The organism is Nocardia sp. NPDC055321 (genome assembly GCF_053645575.1).
The window spans coordinates 294,205-311,217 of record NZ_JBSHMS010000005.1 but is presented as its reverse complement, the minus strand read 5'-3'; the positions used below and the strand labels follow the sequence as shown (position 1 = coordinate 311,217).

Annotated in this window: 17 protein-coding genes; 11 read left to right on the top strand and 6 right to left on the bottom strand. The window is 68.6% G+C overall.

The features are described 5' to 3' along the window. Positions 1–209 precede the first annotated feature (209 nt). Positions 210–4,460: a molybdopterin-dependent oxidoreductase gene (locus ACWIGI_RS10595; RefSeq protein ID WP_454202103.1), complete on the top strand. Its 4,251-nt coding sequence runs from the start codon at positions 210–212 to the stop codon at positions 4,458–4,460. 33 nt (positions 4,461–4,493) lie between these two features. Here ACWIGI_RS10595 and ACWIGI_RS10590 read toward each other — a convergent pair whose 3' ends face one another. The 3 genes from ACWIGI_RS10590 to ACWIGI_RS10580 form a co-directional block, all read right to left on the bottom strand. Further along, positions 4,494–4,703: a TOBE domain-containing protein gene (locus ACWIGI_RS10590; protein WP_454202102.1), complete on the bottom strand. Its 210-nt coding sequence runs from the start codon at positions 4,701–4,703 to the stop codon at positions 4,494–4,496. 171 nt (positions 4,704–4,874) lie between these two features. Beyond that, the gene (locus tag ACWIGI_RS10585) at positions 4,875–5,552 is read right to left on the bottom strand and encodes a cysteine hydrolase family protein (protein WP_454202101.1); all 678 of its coding nucleotides are present in this window, start codon (positions 5,550–5,552) and stop codon (positions 4,875–4,877) included. Between the two features lie 185 nt (positions 5,553–5,737). Next, the gene (locus ACWIGI_RS10580) at positions 5,738–6,544 is read right to left on the bottom strand and encodes an SDR family NAD(P)-dependent oxidoreductase (protein WP_454202100.1); all 807 of its coding nucleotides are present in this window, start codon (positions 6,542–6,544) and stop codon (positions 5,738–5,740) included. A gap of 635 nt (positions 6,545–7,179) precedes the next feature. Between ACWIGI_RS10580 and ACWIGI_RS10575 the strand changes: the two genes are divergently transcribed. Genes ACWIGI_RS10575 through ACWIGI_RS10560 form a run of 4 tightly spaced genes read left to right on the top strand, consistent with a single transcriptional unit; the run spans position 7,180 to position 9,558 of the window. After that, positions 7,180–7,869: a hypothetical protein gene (locus ACWIGI_RS10575; protein ID WP_454202099.1), complete on the top strand. Its 690-nt coding sequence runs from the start codon at positions 7,180–7,182 to the stop codon at positions 7,867–7,869. A gap of 1 nt (position 7,870) precedes the next feature. Continuing rightward, on the top strand, positions 7,871–8,188 hold the full coding sequence (locus ACWIGI_RS10570) for a hypothetical protein (RefSeq protein WP_454202098.1): 318 nt from the start codon (positions 7,871–7,873) through the stop codon (positions 8,186–8,188). Between the two features lie 21 nt (positions 8,189–8,209). Next, positions 8,210–9,031 (top strand): hypothetical protein, encoded by an 822-nt coding sequence (locus ACWIGI_RS10565; RefSeq protein WP_454202097.1) that lies wholly within the window; start codon positions 8,210–8,212, stop codon positions 9,029–9,031. Further along, on the top strand, positions 9,028–9,558 hold the full coding sequence (locus tag ACWIGI_RS10560) for a hypothetical protein (RefSeq protein ID WP_454202096.1): 531 nt from the start codon (positions 9,028–9,030) through the stop codon (positions 9,556–9,558). Before ACWIGI_RS10565 ends, ACWIGI_RS10560 begins: the two co-directional genes overlap by 4 nt. A gap of 36 nt (positions 9,559–9,594) precedes the next feature. On the opposite strand, the gene ACWIGI_RS10555 is transcribed toward ACWIGI_RS10560, so the two are convergent. Continuing rightward, positions 9,595–10,311, bottom strand: coding sequence for a cation transporter (locus tag ACWIGI_RS10555; protein WP_454202095.1), 717 nt, complete (start codon positions 10,309–10,311; stop codon positions 9,595–9,597). Then, complete coding sequence (locus tag ACWIGI_RS10550; protein WP_454202094.1) at positions 10,311–10,640, bottom strand: ArsR/SmtB family transcription factor; 330 nt, start codon at positions 10,638–10,640, stop codon at positions 10,311–10,313. The genes ACWIGI_RS10555 and ACWIGI_RS10550 overlap by 1 nt, the downstream gene beginning before the upstream one ends. Before the next feature lie 122 nt (positions 10,641–10,762). Here ACWIGI_RS10550 and ACWIGI_RS10545 point away from each other — a divergent pair, with 122 nt between their 5' ends. The 5 genes from ACWIGI_RS10545 (at position 10,763) to ACWIGI_RS10525 (ending at position 13,883) form a co-directional block, all read left to right on the top strand. Beyond that, entirely contained in the window at positions 10,763–11,338 is a 576-nt protein-coding gene (locus ACWIGI_RS10545; RefSeq protein WP_454202093.1) for a Chromate resistance protein ChrB, read from the top strand. Next, on the top strand, positions 11,335–12,525 hold the full coding sequence (locus ACWIGI_RS10540) for an MFS transporter (RefSeq protein WP_454202092.1): 1,191 nt from the start codon (positions 11,335–11,337) through the stop codon (positions 12,523–12,525). Before ACWIGI_RS10545 ends, ACWIGI_RS10540 begins: the two co-directional genes overlap by 4 nt. 150 nt (positions 12,526–12,675) lie before the next feature. Next, on the top strand, positions 12,676–12,843 hold the full coding sequence (locus ACWIGI_RS10535; protein WP_454202091.1) for a hypothetical protein: 168 nt from the start codon (positions 12,676–12,678) through the stop codon (positions 12,841–12,843). Between the two features lie 184 nt (positions 12,844–13,027). Further along, positions 13,028–13,447, top strand: coding sequence for a hypothetical protein (locus ACWIGI_RS10530; protein ID WP_454202090.1), 420 nt, complete (start codon positions 13,028–13,030; stop codon positions 13,445–13,447). A 97-nt stretch (positions 13,448–13,544) separates the two neighbouring features. Next, positions 13,545–13,883, top strand: coding sequence for a hypothetical protein (locus ACWIGI_RS10525; RefSeq protein ID WP_454202089.1), 339 nt, complete (start codon positions 13,545–13,547; stop codon positions 13,881–13,883). A gap of 95 nt (positions 13,884–13,978) precedes the next feature. Here ACWIGI_RS10525 and ACWIGI_RS10520 read toward each other — a convergent pair whose 3' ends face one another. Next, the gene (locus tag ACWIGI_RS10520; protein ID WP_454202088.1) at positions 13,979–14,683 is read right to left on the bottom strand and encodes a TetR/AcrR family transcriptional regulator; all 705 of its coding nucleotides are present in this window, start codon (positions 14,681–14,683) and stop codon (positions 13,979–13,981) included. 92 nt (positions 14,684–14,775) lie between these two features. On the opposite strand from ACWIGI_RS10520, the gene ACWIGI_RS10515 reads away from it, so the two are divergent. Continuing rightward, the gene (locus ACWIGI_RS10515; RefSeq protein ID WP_454202087.1) at positions 14,776–16,995 is read left to right on the top strand and encodes an MMPL family transporter; all 2,220 of its coding nucleotides are present in this window, start codon (positions 14,776–14,778) and stop codon (positions 16,993–16,995) included. The last annotated feature ends 18 nt before the right edge of the window (positions 16,996–17,013 follow it).

The window sequence follows — 17,013 nt, the reverse complement described above, 5'->3', positions numbered from 1 at the left end:
TTTCACCGTGTTTTCTCCGTGGTTGCCTATCTATTGCCGGTTACTCACCCGCATCAGCGACACGCTGTGCGATCGCGCGAAACGCACAACCGGCCCAACGCCGCAGAGATGTGAACGTAACAGCGCGTGTGATCGCCCGTTAACAACCGCTTCCTACCGTTGGCATCGGGAACCACGGTCAGGGCGGTGCGAGCGGGGAGGAAACCAAGGTGACGGCAGCCGATTCCGAGGCCGGCGCGGGCGCCACACGAACGGTGTGCTCCTACTGCGGCGTCGGATGTGGGATCACGCTCGAACTCCACAACGGACCCGAAGGACAGCGCATCCGCAAAGTAGCCGGTGACAAAGCCCACCCCGCCAACGGCGGCCGCCTGTGCACCAAGGGCGGCAGCCACGCGGACATGATGGCCGCGGACGGGCGGTTGAGCACGGCCCAGGTGCGTGCCGAACGCGGCGCCGCGCCCGAACCGGTCGCCGTCGACATCGCGATCGCCGACACCGCCACGCGACTGCGAGCGCTCGTGGACGAGCACGGCCCCGACGCGGTCTCGTTCTACGTGTCCGGGCAGATGACCCTCGAGGCCCAGTACCTGGCCAACAAGCTCGCCAAGGGCTTCATCGGCACCAATCAGATCGAATCCAATTCCCGGCTGTGCATGGCCAGCGCCGGCACCGGCTACAAACTCTCGCTGGGCGCGGACGGCCCGCCCGGGTCCTACGACGACTTCGATCACGCCGACGTGTTCTTCGTCATCGGCGCGAACATGGCCGACTGCCATCCAATTCTGTTCCTGCGCATGATGGATCGCGTCAAGGCCGGCGCGAAGCTGATCGTGGTGGACCCGCGCCGCAACGCCACCGGTGAGAAGGCCGACCTGTTCCTGCAGATCAAACCGGGCACGGATCTGGCGCTGCTGAACGGCCTGCTGCACCTGCTCATCGAGAACGGGCACACCGACCCGGAATTCATCGCCGAGTTCACCGAGGGCTGGGAGGGGATGGCGGAGTTCGCCGCGGACTATCCGCCCGACACCGTCGCCGAGATCACCGGAATCCCCGCCGCCGACATCCGCCGCGCCGCGGAGCTGATCGGCGGCGCGGGTGAGTGGATGAGCTGCTGGACGATGGGCCTGAACCAGTCCACCCACGGCACCTGGAACACCAACGCGCTGGTCAACCTGCATCTGGCGACCGGGGCCATCTGCCGCACCGGCAGCGGCCCGTTCTCGCTCACCGGCCAGCCCAACGCCATGGGCGGACGCGAGATGGGCTACATGGGTCCCGGCCTGCCCGGTCAGCGCTCGGTGCTGGTCGAGGCCGACCGCGAGTTCATCGAGAACCTGTGGAAGCTGCCCGCGGGCACGCTGCGCACCGAGGTCGGCACCGGCACCATCGACATGTTCACCCGGTTGGCCGCCGGCGAGATCAAAGCCTGCTGGATCATCTGCACCAATCCCGTTGCCACGGTTGCCAATCGCAGCACCGTACTGGCGGGGCTGGAGAAGGCCGAACTGGTCGTCACCCAGGACGTGTTCGCCGACACCGAGACCAACGCCTACGCCGACGTCATCCTGCCCGCCACGCTGTGGGTCGAGGGCGAAGGGGTGATGATCAACTCCGAGCGCAACCTGACGCTGGTCCAGAAGTCGATACCCGCACCGGGCGAGGCGATTCCGGACTGGCAGCTCATCGCCCGCATCGCCTGCGCCATGGGATACGCCGACGCCTTCACCTACCGCGACGCCGAAGAGATCTTCGAGGAGATCAAACAGACCTGGAATCCCAAGACCGGCCACGACCTGCGTGGCGCGAGCTACGCCCGCCTGCGCGAAGGACCGCTGCAGTGGCCGATCGCTCCGGAAGGGCCCGCCCGCAACCCCATTCGCTACATCAACGACGGGGTCAGTCAGGCCCCGCGGTCCCGCCCCGACGGCTCTGCGCCCAGGTTGTGGTTCCCCACCGCGTCCGGCCGCGCGGCGTTCTTCCCGCGCCCGCACCTTCCCGCCGCCGAACTACCCGATGACAACTACCCCTTCGTCCTGAACACCGGCCGGGTCCAGCACCAGTGGCACACTCTCACCAAGACCGGCAAGGTCGCCAAGCTCAACAAGCTCAATCCCGGGCCGTTCCTCGAAGTGCACCCGGACGACGCGGCGAAACTCGACGTGGCCGAGGGCGATTGGCTGGAAGTGGCCTCGCGCCGAGGTCGCGCGATCCTGCCGGCGGTGGTCACCGACCGGGTCCGGGTCGGTACCACCTTCGCCCCGTTCCACTGGAACGACCTGTTCGGCGAATACCTGACGGTGAACGCGGTGACCAATGACGCCGTCGACCCGATCTCCTTCCAGCCCGAGTTCAAGGTCTGCGCGGTCACCCTGACCAAGGTCGCCGCGCCGATCCGGCCCGAACCGGTCACCGAGTCGATCGAACCGGCAGCGCCGGTCGCCGCCGCAGCTCCCGCGCCGGTATCGGCCCGCATGGGCGACCGGGTGCTGGTGGCCGCCGCCGCGCTCGGCCTCGGCGATCTCGCCGCACCCGCGCTCACCGATACCGAATCCGCGTACCTGTCCGGATTCCTCTCCGGCGTGCAGCGCGGCGAGGCCGATGTGGTGCCCGCGGTTCCCGCGGCGAATCCGTTGCGCCCCAACGTGTCCGCGTGGGTCGACGGCATGATGGCCGGGCTGTTCACCCCGCACGCTCGGGCCGTGACACCCGCCGATCCCGTCGTGACCGCAGACCACGGAGGGCCGGCTCCCGCGCTCGAGAACTCCGCCCCGGCCCGCCCGCTCGTGATCCTGTGGGCGTCGCAGACCGGCAACGCCGAGGACTTCGCCACCGGGACGCTCGCCACGACCCTGACCGCCCGGCAACTCGCACCCACCGTGCACGCGATGGACGCGATGTCCGCCGCCGATCTGCCGCGCGATGCCGATCTGCTCGTCGTGAGCAGCACGTTCGGTGACGGAGACGCGCCCGACAACGGCGCGGACTTCTTCCAAACGCTCACCGACCTGCCCGAATCAGCCCTCACCGGAACACGATTCGCCGTGCTCGCGTTCGGCGACTCGAACTACGACGCGTTCTGCGGGCACGGCAAACGACTCGATGCGCGCCTCGGCGAGCTCGGGGCCGAGCGTCTGCTTCCCAGGGCCGATTGCGAGCCCGATTTCGAGGACACCGCGACCGCGTGGCTCGAACGGATCGTTCCCGCTCTCACCGCACCGGCCGCCGCGGGCGACTCGGCCCCGCCGTCGAGCCCAGCGCCGCCCGCACCCACCGAAGCACAGGGATCGGCGGGCTCGGCGACTCGGCAGCAGGCCACCGCGACGGCCACCGTGACCCGGCCGGCGCCGGACAAGCCGCTGGGCCGGCTGGTGGGCAACCGGCTGCTGAGTCTGCCCGGCGCGCAGAAGGAGGTGCGCCAGTTCAGTTTCGATCTCACCGATACCGACCTGAGCTACGACGTCGGCGATGCCCTGGGAGTGCGCCCGCGCAACGATCTGGGCCTGGTGTGGGAATTCCTGGCCACCACCGGACTCGACCCGGCGGCCGTCGTCGAGCTGCCCAAGATCGGGCCGCTGCCGTTCTCCCTCGCGCTCGAGGAACACCTCGACCTGACCAGGATCAGCCCCGAACTGCTCGAGCACGTGGCCGAACACGACTCCGACCCCTACATGAAAACCCTGCTGCGGCAGAACAACAAGGGCGAACTGTCCAAGTGGCTGTGGGGCCGTCAGCCGGTCGACATCGCCGCCGACTACCCGGTCCTGGCGGACCCACAACGCTGGGCCGACATGCTCAAACGCATTCAGCCCCGGCTGTACTCGATCTCCTCCAGTCCGCTGACGAACCCGGCCGTCGTGCGCACCACCGTGTCGGTCATCCGCTACCCCGGACCCACCGGACGCCCGCGCGGCGGGCTCTGCTCGAGCTACCTCGCCGACGCCGAGCAGAACCAGCCCCTGGCCCTGCATGTGCAACGCGCGCCGCACTTCCGGCCGCCCGACGACCCGGATGTCGCGGCGATCATGGTCGGTCCCGGAACCGGCGTCGCGCCGTTCGTCGGATTCCTCGAACACCGCCGGGCACGTGGTGATCAGGCACCCAACTGGCTGTTCTTCGGCGAGCAACACCGCGCCACCGACTTCTACTACAGCGCGGAACTCGACGAACTCCAGAAGCAGGGCATCCTGAGTCGGCTCGACGTCGCCTTCTCCCGCGATCAGCGCGCCAAGGTCTACGTCCAGGACCGCATGCGCGAACGCGGTGCGCAACTGTGGAAATGGATCAACGCCGGCGCGCACTTCTACGTCTGTGGCGACGCCTCGCGCATGGCCAAGGACGTGGACCTGGCCCTGCGCGAGGTCATCGCACACCACGGGAACATGGACGCCGAGGACGCCGACGCGTACGTCAAGAAGCTCTCGAGCGACAAGCGCTATGTCCGGGACGTCTACTGACGCCCGGACTTCGGGAGCCGCGGCGACCCGGCGCTATTCGACGCCGAGCGTGACCTCGGTCGACTTGATCAATACCTTCACCACCGTGCCCTCGGCGAGGTCGAGATCATCGGCGGCGGCCCGGGTGATCGATGACGTCACCTCGTCACCGCCGGTGAGTCGAACGCGGATGACGGCCATGGCCTCGCCGCGGGTCACCGAGATGACCGTGCCGTCGAGTTGATTTCGGGTGCTCAGTCGCATGGGTCCGACCCTACGCCCGGCGGAACCGGACCGCCGCCAGCGGCTCGCATCAGAATTCATACGCTGACCAGCACAGTTACCGCGATTGCGACGTCCGGACGCACGCTCGCGCCGCCACTGCGGCGATCGTGCTCGCGTTCGGCCGAACCTTCGGTTTCGTACCCCGATCGCTCATCCGACCGAGGTGCCGTCCAGCCACGCGGTCGTCTCCCCGACCGTGCGCAGCCGCACCCCGATCGCCCGGCACTCGTCCGCACCCCGCGGGTACAGCCCCGAGATCGCGTCGGACACCAGCACGATCCGGAAGTCTCGTTCGGACGCTTCGTAGATCGATGTCCGCGGGCAGTTCGGGAAATTGCAGCCGGCGAACACCACGGTGTCGATCCCGTACGCGCGCAGGTGCTCGGCCAATCCCGTGTCGTAGAACGCACCCCAGCGCGACTTGTACATCACGTGCTCGGCGGGACCGACCTCCTGGAACCGCCCCGCCAGCAGGCCCTCGTGGTCCAATTCCACCGCCCCCGGCAACAATTCGGGCGCGATCTGCGATCCCCTCGAACCGGGTGACGCGATCTCGGCGCCCGACTCGACCGCGAACCGGCGCACCATGTCCACGTTCGACCCGTCGCGCCGATACAGCCGCACCACATGCACGATCGGCCGGCCGAGACGGCGAAAGACCGCCGCGAGTTCGGCCATCGCGGGCAGCGCCGCGGCGGTCCCCTCGATCCGGGCGGGAGCGTCGTCCTCGTAGAAGTCCCGCTGGACATCGATGAGCACCAGGGCCGAGGATCCCGCGCGCGGGGTCAGATAGGGGTCGACGACGACATCGTGCGATCGCGTGCTCATACCAACTCCTCAGACAAGTTCGGTCCGTACGAAAGAGTAGTCGGCGGTGCGGAGTTCACGCACCGGCAGGGTCGCGGGAGAACGCGATACGGAGCCGCCGCAACACCCGGCCCTGCGCGGGTGCTGCGGCGGCCGCCGCTCCCCGGCGCACCGCGACATGCCACAGGCGGGTGCGCCGAAGTCTTTCAGCCCTGGTTGCTCCAGGACGCGAGGCGGGCGCGAGCACGCGAATTGCGCACCTGCGCGGCGGCTTGCGCCAATTCCGGGCCCTCGTAGTAGCCGCCGTTGACCACGGGCATCGCGCTGCTGCCGAACGCGGCCACCAACGCGGCCACCGCCTCCACCGGCGCGGTGCGCTGGCTGCGGAACTGCGGCAGATCGATCTCGAAATCCGCGGGATGCACACTCACCGAGGTGATTTCGGCCGGGCCGGTTTCGGCCAGGGTCCGGTTGAACATGGCCACGGCCAGTTTGGACTGGGCGTAGACCGCGAGCCGGGTGTAGGTGCCGCGCTTGCGATCCAGATCCGAGTAGTCGATCCTGCCGCCGATGTGCAGCTTGGAGGTCAGGTTCACCACCCGGCCGTGCGCCGCGGCCACGGCGGGAATCAGCGCGGTGGTGAGCCGCTGCGGGGCGAGATAGTTGACCTGCAGGGTCAACTCGTGCCCGTCCTCGGTGATGGTGCGCGCCTCGGGGGCGGGGATGGCGGCGGCGTTGATGAGCGCGTCGAGCCCGGTCAGCTCCACCGCGAGGGTGCGGCCGAGCTCGTCGACCTCGGCCAGCCGGGCGAAGTCGGCGTGCACCATGCGGACCTGGCCCGCCCGGGATCCGGCGGTGAGCAGCTCCATCGTCGTATCGGCCCGATCCTTGCGCAGGACGTGTGCGATGACGTTTGCTCCGTCGGCGACCAGCCGCTGGGCGGTCGCGAAGCCCAGCCGGTCATCGGCGCCGGTCACCAGCACGGTGCGAGCGGTGGGCGAGTTTGCGGACATAGTTCTCCTGTCGTGGGGTGCGCGACCGTTGTGCCGAACGGCACGAGCCGACGCGAGAGCGGAGCCCGCGCGACGGAGGTCACGAGGATGCGGGAATGTCGCGCGCACGGCGGCGACTGGGCACGGCACTGTGAACCGTGCGGATCGGATCGAACGAACCGACCGGCTACACCGGACTCGGCGGTTCGTCCTCGCCCCCGAAGCCGACGAGCTCCAGGGCCGAAGGCGTTGGCTCCGAACGGAACCGCACAATCTCGGTCCACCCGCACAGGGGGCGGCGGTCGCCGAGGATTGGTGTCATACCGGTATCCAAACGCTCCCCCGCGCCGGCGGCAAGGACGGGCGATCCGAATTCACGGTTTCTTTGCGCACCGGTCCGGATCGACACCGCGGCACACCCCACTGCGAACCCGTGCACGCTGGTCGAATGCGGCGGCATCGCAACCGTATTCACCTACGCCGGGCCGCGTTCGGAATTCGTCAAGAAGCGTCTAATCGACTCTCCAGCACCATAATTCGCGACCGGACAGCTGCTACCTTTCCATCCCTGTCCATTCGTCCACCTCGCCGCGGAGCGCAGTTCTCCCGCCGGCGTCTTCAGCTCGGGAGTGTTCGCACGCAATGGTGATCCGGTGATGAACAAGGGGGTCTTCGATGACGGCTGGGACCACGAACCGCCGCGCGAACGCACCTCGGCAACACATGAATCGGCCTGGGAAGCAGACGGTCACGAGCCGGATTCCATCGATTCGCCCTATGTGACCATGCAGCTGGACAGCGGACTGCTCCCGGTCCGCCTGGAATTCCACGCGGACTGGAGTCAACAGGTGGCCCCGAGCGCGGCGGGCCGCGAACTCTTCACCGCCTACCAGGCGGCCGTGGTCCGGCAGCACAGGCAGAACATCGAGAACCGGGGCGGCTGGAAACACGGCCGATCCACCCATCCCGGCGCCACCCCGCGCCGCAAACAACTGGAACTGCTGCTGGACGCCACGACCCGGGAGCAGTACGTCGAGGTACTGCGACTGATCGGCTCGCTGGGCGACTACACGGCCGACGGTCCCACGAGCGAGTACGACGATCCGGTGCTGACCATCAGGGCCAACCGCTTCTCCATCACCTCGTTCAGCGTTGTGCCGCAATGGGTTGCGCACGCCGAGCACTGGGCCCTCGAGACCGAGATCCTGACCTGCACGGAGACCATTCGCGCGATGCGGCCCGTGCCGACGGTCCGCGGCGATTACGCACGGTACACCGACGCGGAACTCGAAGCGTGGAACCAGCAGCACTATCAGCGATTGATCGCGCAGAGAAAGGCTTCCTAGCATGGTAGGCACCCCGAGCAGAGACGCGATCCTGCTGGCACTGAGCGATTTACGCGGTGCGGCCCAGAACTGGGCCAACGCGCACAACCGTCTGGTCAATGCGAGCGTCGCCATTCCCTCGGTCCGGATTTCGGAGAGCGAGATGGGGATCTTCAACGAAATGCGCAACCGCTACCGGGATTGCCCCGAATTCGTGCTGGCCCGTGTGACGGAGGGGCAAACCGCGTGCCGGGAGATCGCCGAGGTGCTGGCCGACGGCCACGACACCTACCTGCGGGAAGAACAGGCGAACCTGCACGCCATGAAGCGACTGTACTAGCACACCAGGACTGCGATACCAGTGACGAAAGAACAGCTCCAGGCGCATGTCGACACCGTGCTCATCGAGGAACCCAAACTCAGTGGGCTGAGCGGACAGGTCGACAACAAGTTCGAGGATGCCATGAAATGGCTCCCGCTCATGGGACTCGCCGGTATAGGCGGAGCCGTGTACCTCGACGGCGTGCGCGATGACATCAACGAGTGGATCCGCAAGGCCATCTACGGTGATCACGCCAACAATCAATTCGGCATCCTGGACATCATCGACGGCATCAGCCTGCCGGTCACCCTCATCGACGTCGCCAACGACTGGCGCACGATCGGCGGCGAGATCGACGAGGGGCACACCGAACGCAATTCCGCCGACCTGACCGCGCGCTGGTTCGGCCCGGCGGCCGGCGCGTACAAGACCGTGTGGGAACAACAGTCGCTGGGATTCAAAGCGGTGTCGAACATTTGCGTCGTCATCGCGACCGAACTCGAGGACCTGGCCCAGAAGATCCTGGACTTCTACGCGGACCTGGCCTTCGGCGTGGCGGATCTGGTGGCGGCCATCGTCACCGACCTGGCGGGAATGGCCAGCATGCGCCTGTTCGACGGCGCGGACAACATCGCCGATTCCGTGCAGGCCGCGGCACGCCTGATCATGACCGCGGTGACCGGCACCTACAACCTGACCAAAGACGTCACCATCGCGATGAACGTGATGAACCAGAACTTCACCCAGGTCGGCCTGCCGCAACAGACCTGGCCCGCCTCGAAGACCTCGGGCTACAGCGACGCGACCGTGCGCGACGGCAACGCCGCGTGGTCCGTGGTGACCGATCGCTACTACCGGTGAACCGCGCGGCGCGCGCGTTCGCGCTACTGCCCGTTCTGCTGGCCGCGGTCGGGTGTGGCCCCGATCCCGCCGACGCCGGCCTCGACACCGGGGCCGGGTCGTCGAGCTTCGGAAAGCAGGCGCTGTGCGATCGATTCCGCGGCTTCGCGGTCGGCGAGTTGGGCATGGTCGTCCCGGAATCGGAGCGGGAGCCGAGCGACGACCCCATCGGGTGGTCGGCCAGTTGCACACTCCGCCGCGACGATTCGCTGATCCTGGCGTCCCTGCAGGTGCACAACCACCGTGTAGCGGGTGAGGTCGAGCAGCCGGCGAACTTCCATCCCCTGGACGGCTACACCGACAAGGTGTGGATGGCGAGCGACGACCCCCACTGGACCGAACTGCGCACCCAGGTCGGGCCGTGGGTGACCAAGGTTCGGTTCACCAAGAACACTCGAACCGACGGCGGCGCACCGGAATTCGGTGATACCGAGACCGCCGGGACCGCTCGGTTCCTGGGTCGGATCACCCGCGATATCCAGGGGTGACCCGACGTCGATGAGCCGGCGCGGAGGGCCGTCGGTTCAGTCGTCGCAGCATTCGCAGTCGTGCTCGGCGACTTCGCTTTTCGCGCCGAGCGCGACCGGGGGCGGGCAGCAGGTATCGCCCTTCCAGGCGTTCAGGCCCTCCTTGACCGCGATTCCCGCGATCACCAGCGCGGCGATCGGATCGGCCCACGACCAGCCGAGCACGCTGTTGAGCAGCAGTCCGGCCAGCAGCACCGCCGAGAGATAGGTGCACAGCAGGGTTTGCTTGGAATCGGCTACCGCGGAAGCGGATCCGAGTTCACGGCCCGCGCGGCGCTGCGCCCACGACAGCACCGGCATGACAGCCAGGCTCACCGCCGCCAGCGCGATCCCGGTCGGCGAATGCGCGGCCTCGCCCGCGCCGAAGAGGCTCCGGAGCGAGTCGACAGTGACGTAGGCGGCCAGCGCGAAGAACGAGAACGCGATGATTCGCAGCGCGACCTTCTCCCGCTGCTGCGGGTCGCGCCCCGCGAACTGCCACGCGACCGCCGCCGCGGAGGACACCTCGATCACCGAGTCCAGACCGAACCCGATCAGCGCGGTGGACGACACCCGTGCACCCTCGGTCAAGGCGATGATCGCCTCGATGACGTTGTAGGTGATGGTCGCCGCGACGAACCAGCGGATCCGCGACGCCAGCAGCGCCCTCCGCTCGGGCGTGGGTCCCGGCGTCACCGCCGCGGGCAGCGACGGCATCCCGAGTGACGACGACATCAGCAGCACTCCTTGGTATCCGCGTCCGCGCAGCACGCCGGATCGACGGCGAGCACGAGTCCCGTCAGGTCGTCCAGGGCGCGGCCGATGCGCGGGTCGGCGAGTTCGTACCGCACCCGCCGCCCTTCCGGCACCGCCACGACCAGTCCGCAACCCCGAAGGCAGGCAAGATGATTGGAGAGGATCTGACGCGACACCCCGATCTGCTCGGCCAGTTCGGCCGGGTAGCCGGGCCCGCGGCGCAGGCTCAGCAAGATCTGGGTACGGGTCGGGTCCGACAGCGCGTGTCCGAATCGGGCCAGCGCGTCGCGATGAAGCAGGGTGTCCACCCCTCAGACAGTACATGCATTTCTGTATTCAGAAAACGGTGAATTGTTCGTCGGGTTAACGCCCCCGGTCTCGCGTAACAGGCCTCTCGTGGCGAGATGTAACGCCTGCTACATTTCTGGTCGTGACGGAAAGTTCTCCCGCGGTCCGCTGGATCGTGCTACTGGTGAAAATGCCCGCCGACCCTTCCCGGCATCGGGTCGCGGTGTGGCGCGAGCTGCGCCGTGTCGGTGCGCTACCGCTCGGGCAGGGCGTCTGGGCCGCACCCGACGTCCCGGTCTTCGCCGCCGGGATCGCACGGGCCCTCGAACTGGCCGATAAAGCGGGCGGGGAAACGATCTCGCTGCAGGCAGCGGGGGCCAGCGCGGCCGACGCCGCCCGATTCGAAGCGCTGTTCACCGCCGCTCGGGCGGAAGACTGGGCCGAATTCCTCGCCGACTGCGGCAAATACGAGGCCGAACTCGACAAAGAGATCCGCAACGCCAAATTCACTCTCGCCGAACTCGACGAGGAGGAGCAGAGCCTCGAACGGCTACGACGCTGGCATCGAGACATCAAGGCGCGCGACGTCTTCGGCGCACCGGCCGCCGCCGAGGCCACCCGGCGCCTACAGCACTGCACGGACCGATTCACCGACTACACCGAACAGGTCATCGCCGCACTGCACGCCCCGACCCCGCCCGGCGGCGACCAGCTATGAGCAACGCACCCGACTCCCAGCTCCCGCCGAGCTGGCGGATGTGGCCGCTCTACGCGGCAGGATTCACCACCGCGTTCGGCGCCCACGGCATCGCGGCGAACCTGGGCGCCGAACCGGGCGACCTGCGAATCTCGTTGCTGTACTTGGGATTGCTGCTGGCCCTGTACGACGGCGCCGAAGTGATCCTCAAACCGATATTCGGGTCCATCGCGGACCGTATCGGAGCCCGCCCGGTCCTGATCGGAGGTCTCGTCGCGTTCGCGGCCGCCTCCGCCGCCTTCGCGATCGCCGATGATCCGAGCTGGCTGTGGCTGGCCCGGCTCGGCCAGGGCGCGGGCGCATCCGCCTTCTCCCCCGCGGCGAGCGCTCTGATCGCCCGCTTGAACCCGAAGGCGAAGCAGGGCAGGGCATTCGGCAGCTACGGATTCTTCAAGAGCATCGGCTACACCCTGGGCCCGCTGCTCGGCGGAGTCATCGTGTGGATCGGCGGCCTCTCGCTGCTGTTCACCATCATGGCCGCCCTCGCGGTCGCGGTGGCCATCTGGGCGACCTGCGTTGTCCCCGCGGCGCCTCCGCTCCCCCGCGCCCGGCAAACCCTGATCGACCTGGCACGGCGGCTGTCGGACTCGTCGTTCACGCACCCGACCGCCGCGCTCGCAGCGGCCACCGCGGCCCTGTCGGTGGGCGTCGGATTCCTGCCGGTGTCCGGCGCCGCCGCCGGGCTCGGACCGGTCATCACCGGCGCGGCGGTATCGGTGCTGGCGGCTACCGCGGCATTCGTACAGCCCCGGGCCGGACGGGCCCTGGACGACGGGCGTCTGTCCGCACCGACCGGAATCACCATCGGGCTGATGATCACCGCCGCCGGGCTGGCGTGCGCGATGATTCCCGGGCTTGCCGGGGTTCTGCTCGCCGCGTTCGGAATCGGGATCGGCACGGGTCTGATCACTCCACTGGCGTTCGCACAGCTGGCTGCCACCACCCCGCAGGAGCGCATGGGACAGACGATGGGCGCCGCCGAACTCGGTCGCGAACTCGGTGACGCGGGCGGGCCCCTCCTGGTCGCCGGCGCGGCGGCGGCCGCCGGCCTCACTCTCGGCTACGGCGCCCTGGCCCTGCTCATCGCTGCCGCCCCCGCGTGGGCGGTCGTGAGCTCACGTCGCGCCGTCGCCCCGCGCGAAATCTGAAAAGGGCTGGGCGTAAACACAATCGGAAGATGCATCAATAATTCGTCATGATTCGCGCGCCCAGGCGCGCAGCATTGACTCGGTCCATTCTCGAGATGATCCTTGTTGCTTCGGCAACCCATCGGGCTGCCCCTTCCCGAGGACACCGTGATGATTGTCAGCGCATTCGCCCGCCGTTTCGCCATCGTCAGCGAGTCGTTCCATCGCTTCCTGGAACGCCACACGTTGACCGCGGTCGAGCGTCATAATCTGCGAGCCGCGGGCACCGGTGCGGCGGTGTACACGGCCTCCATGGGCGGGCATCCGCGGTATCGCTGACGCGCCGCCGAGGGGCGGAGCCCTTTCCTCGCCGCGGAGTGCTCGGCCACCGCCCCCGGAACCGTTCGGAAATCGTCAACGATCGAGCACGAGGCGCAAAAGACCCATCAGGAAAGCCGTCACCCGAGCCCGGTCGGCTTAGCGTCGGCTTCCTGTCCGGTTGTGCTCTCAGGACAGTGAGGAGATGGTTCGGATGTATTACGCCCCCGCGGACTCGACAATGCTCGCCGAGTTGACAGCGCACCGCCATGTCGTGGAGATCCTCGAACTACTCTCCGAATCCGGCTGTGCCACGGCGCTTTTCCCGCGCCTCATGCGAGCTCCGTACACCGAGCTGATCTCCGCGCTCGACCTGCTCGCGACGCACGGACTACTGGCCGGGGACGCGGCGACGGACTGGAACGCGACGCTGAGCAGCCGGGGCACGATCCGATTGAGCGACCAGGGCGAAGCGATCGCGGAGGCTCTGTCGAACCCATCGGTCAGCCGGTCGCAGCGGTACTTTCGGTTCCTGCGCCGCCACGCGGGCAAGGAATCGCCGTACGCCGGGATTCGAAGATGGGGCGAAACCGCCACGCCCGCTGAAACATTCGCGATCCGATGAGCCCGGTACCGCCCGGCCCCACTCGCTCCGGGACCGGCTCCCACACCCGTCATCCGCGGCCGACTAGTCTGCGGTAGTGCTCGAGATCGGTTCCCGCATGAGGACCCTCCCCGCACCGCCCCCTGTCGTGTGGCGGTCCCTGACCGAGCCCGACGCGCCCACCGCTCGCCCCTGGCTGGACCTGCGATCGGACGAGGTGGCCCCGACCGTGATCACCGCGACCGAGCCCACCCTGGTCCTCTGGTCGTCCCTGTGGCCCGGCAGACCCGGCGACCGGATACGACTCGACCTCGCGCCGACACCCGACGGCGGTACGGCACTACGCTTCACCCTGCTCGCCGCCGGAGATCCGCCCGATGAGAGCAAGACCGGACATCTCCGCCTGCGCCTCAATCAGTTGCTGTTCAGAGACCTGCGCTATTCGTACGGCCAGTAGCCGGCCGCGCCGGTCGGCACCACTCGACGTTCAGCCAATCCGTTCGGACCCGTTGTCGCCATGAGGGATTCGTATCGGTCGGTCCGCCGCCACCCTCAGACCTCCAGGGCCATATGGGGATCCAGGGCGTACCGGCCGGCGTCCGGGCCCGTGGCACACCCGCGGAACACCGTCGCGACCATGCGCCGCACCGCGCTCTCGCGCTCGCCCGGATCGAGATCGGCCAGCGGCCCGTCGACCATCAGGGTCGCCAGGCCGTGCACCGCCGCCCAGACGGTGAACTCGGCGCCCGTGCGCTGGCGCGGGTCCATGAAGCCGGAGTCCGACAGGATGTCCAGGTTCTCGCCGATGAGCGCGAAGATCGGGTCGTCGACCACGTCCTTGTGGGGCGTGGCATCGGTCGGGGAGAACGCGGTCCGGAACAGGCCGGGCTCGCGCTCGGCGAACGCTATGTAGGCGCGGCCCGCGGTCGCCAGGCGGGCGATCGCGGTCGTCACCGGATCCGCTTGGTCGGCCACCTCCCGCATGGCGGAGTTCATGGCCTCGAACAGCACCTGCCCGGCCAGGTCGCAGACCGCCGCGAGCAGCTCCTCGTGTCCGCTGAAGTGGCGGTACGCGGCCGTGGCGGTGACGCCGGTCGCGCGGGCGGCGGCCCGGACCGTCACCGCCGCCGGGCCGCCGAGCTCGGCCAGCTCGGCGGATGCGCTCACGAGCGCGTTGCGCAAGTCGCCGTGGTGGTAGGGGGTCTGGCGCGCGGGCGCGGGGGCCGCGCCGCCCGTATGACCTTCCACACTGCTCACCCCGCCAATGTTGACGCCCGTACAGATCGATGACAAGTTAACACTCGCAAAGTTTACAGTCACAAACATCATGTTCGCCCGAAAGGACCTCCATGAGCGGGCTACTTCGACGGCTCGGCGATGTCGCGTACCGGCGGCGCCGACTGGTCACGACCATCTGGATCGCCGTGCTGATCGCGCTCGTCGGCGCGGTGGGCATTGTCGGCGACCGCCTCAACGACCAATTCACCGTGCCCGGCACGGAATCGCAGCGGGCACTCGACGTGCTGGCCGACACCGCGCCCGAATCCGCCGGTGCGAACGCGCAATTCGTCTTCACGGCGCCGGACGGGCACGTCATCACCGAGCCCGCCTACGTCACCGCGATCCAGCAGGTGCTCGACCGGGCCGGGACGGCTCCGAACGCCATCGGCGTGGTCACACCCCAGCAGACCGGGGCCATCTCCCAGGACCGAACCACCGCGGTCGGGATCGTCAGCCTCGCCGACGACCCGCCCCTGGTCTCCGAGGACACCCGGCGGGCTCTGACCGACTCCGCCGAACCGGCGCGGGCAGCCGGGCTCGAGGTCGCGGTGGGCGGCACCGCGTTCAGCCTGCACGAACTGAAGCCGGGCATCGCGGAAGTCCTGGGCCTGGTGGTGGCCATGGCCGTTCTCCTCATCACCTTCGGCTCCCTGCTGGCAGCCGGAATGCCTTTGCTGTCCGCACTTTTCGGCATCGGTGTCACGGTCGCCGGACTCTTCGCGGTCACCTCCGTGACGTCCGTGTCCTCCACCGCGCTCACCCTCGCGGTGATGCTGGGCCTGGCCGTCGGTATCGACTACGCGCTGTTCATCCTGACGCGGCACCGCGCCCAGCTGGCCGCCGGAATGACACCGCGCGAGTCGGTGTCGCAGGCGAACGCGACCGCGGGCAGCGCCGTGGTCTTCGCCGGCACGACGGTCATCATCGCCCTGGCCGCGCTGAGCGTCATCGGCATCCCGTTCCTGACCGTCATGGGCTTGGCCGCCTCGGGCGCGGTGCTCGTCGCCGTGGCGGTGGCGGTCACGCTGCTACCTGCCCTGGCGGGTTTCGCCGGCACCCGGCTGGCGCCGCGCAGCGGCTCACGGGCGCATCGGCGCGCGACCGCGACGGATGCGGACGGCGGTGCGCGCACCATGGGCGCCCGCTGGATCACGCTGGTCACCAAACGCCCGGTGATCACCATCGCCCTGGTCACCGCCATCCTCGGACTGCTCGCCGTCCCCGCCGCCTCCATCCAGATGTCGCTGCCCGACAACGGATTCGCCGCGCGCGGAACCGGCGAGCGAGTCGCCTACGACACCATCGCGGACAAGTTCGGGCCCGGCCTCAACGGCCCGCTGCTGGTCGTCGTGGACGCCCCCGCGGGTGACACGCGCACCGCCCAGCAGGTGGCCGCCGCCGTCCAGCGGCTCCCCGGCGTCGCCCTGATCGCTCCGCCGCAACCGACGAGCGCGGCCGGGCAATCGATCGTCACGGTGTTTCCGGAAACGGCTCCCGAGGACCAGCGGACGGCGGACCTGGTCACCGCGATACGCGACGAGGTCCCGGCACAGATCCCCGGCGGCGACATCGCGGTGACCGGGTACACCGCGGTCTCGATCGACGTCTCCCAGCGATTCGCCGCCTCGCTGCTGCCGTTCCTGGGCATCGTCGTCGGGCTGAGCCTGATTCTGCTGGTCCTGGTGTTCCGCTCGATCGCGGTCCCGATCAAGGCCACCGTCACCTTCCTGCTGTCACTGGCGGCGACCCTCGGCACGACCGTGGCGGTGTTCCAATGGGGTTGGGCCGCGGACCTGTTCGGCATCGCCCGCACCGGCCCGATCGTCAGCTTCCTGCCGATCATGGTGATGGGCGTGCTGTTCGGCCTCGCCATGGACTACCAGGTCTTCCTGGTCTCGGGCATCCGCGAGGAGTGGTCGCGCACCGGCGACGCCCAGCGCTCCATCACCGAGGGCGCCCGGCACAACGTCCGCGTGGTGACGGCCGCCGCGACCATCATGGTCGTCGTCTTCGCCTCCTTCGTTCCCATCGAGGACGCGCAGGTGAAAGCCATCGCCTTCGCGCTGGCCGTCGGCGTCCTGATCGACGCGTTCGCCATCCGGCTCACCCTCGTCCCGGCCGTCCTCGCCCTGCTGGGCCACCGCGCCTGGTGGCTGCCGCGCAGCCTGGACCGGATACTGCCGAACCTGAATATCGAAGGGACACACGAGGAGAACGCGCACAACCCCGAGGGCGAGACATCGGACCGGCGTGATCGCGAGGTGGTACATGCGTCCTCCGCGACCTGACCGTGGCTAATGTTGACG

Bases quoted from the DNA above. Each gene is read 5' to 3' on its own strand.
- ACWIGI_RS10590 (WP_454202102.1), bottom strand. From the start codon at position 4,703: ATGCGACTGAGCACCCGAAATCAACTCGACGGCACGGTCATCTCGGTG.
- ACWIGI_RS10585 (WP_454202101.1), bottom strand. From the start codon at position 5,552: ATGAGCACGCGATCGCACGATGTCGTCGTCGACCCCTATCTGACCCCG.
- ACWIGI_RS10580 (WP_454202100.1), bottom strand. From the start codon at position 6,544: ATGTCCGCAAACTCGCCCACCGCTCGCACCGTGCTGGTGACCGGCGCC.
- ACWIGI_RS10575 (WP_454202099.1), top strand. From the start codon at position 7,180: ATGAACAAGGGGGTCTTCGATGACGGCTGGGACCACGAACCGCCGCGC.
- ACWIGI_RS10570 (WP_454202098.1), top strand. From the start codon at position 7,871: ATGGTAGGCACCCCGAGCAGAGACGCGATCCTGCTGGCACTGAGCGAT.
- ACWIGI_RS10555 (WP_454202095.1), bottom strand. From the start codon at position 10,311: ATGTCGTCGTCACTCGGGATGCCGTCGCTGCCCGCGGCGGTGACGCCG.
- ACWIGI_RS10540 (WP_454202092.1), top strand. From the start codon at position 11,335: ATGAGCAACGCACCCGACTCCCAGCTCCCGCCGAGCTGGCGGATGTGG.
- ACWIGI_RS10535 (WP_454202091.1), top strand. From the start codon at position 12,676: ATGATTGTCAGCGCATTCGCCCGCCGTTTCGCCATCGTCAGCGAGTCG.
- ACWIGI_RS10530 (WP_454202090.1), top strand. From the start codon at position 13,028: ATGGTTCGGATGTATTACGCCCCCGCGGACTCGACAATGCTCGCCGAG.
- ACWIGI_RS10525 (WP_454202089.1), top strand. From the start codon at position 13,545: ATGAGGACCCTCCCCGCACCGCCCCCTGTCGTGTGGCGGTCCCTGACC.
- ACWIGI_RS10515 (WP_454202087.1), top strand. From the start codon at position 14,776: ATGAGCGGGCTACTTCGACGGCTCGGCGATGTCGCGTACCGGCGGCGC.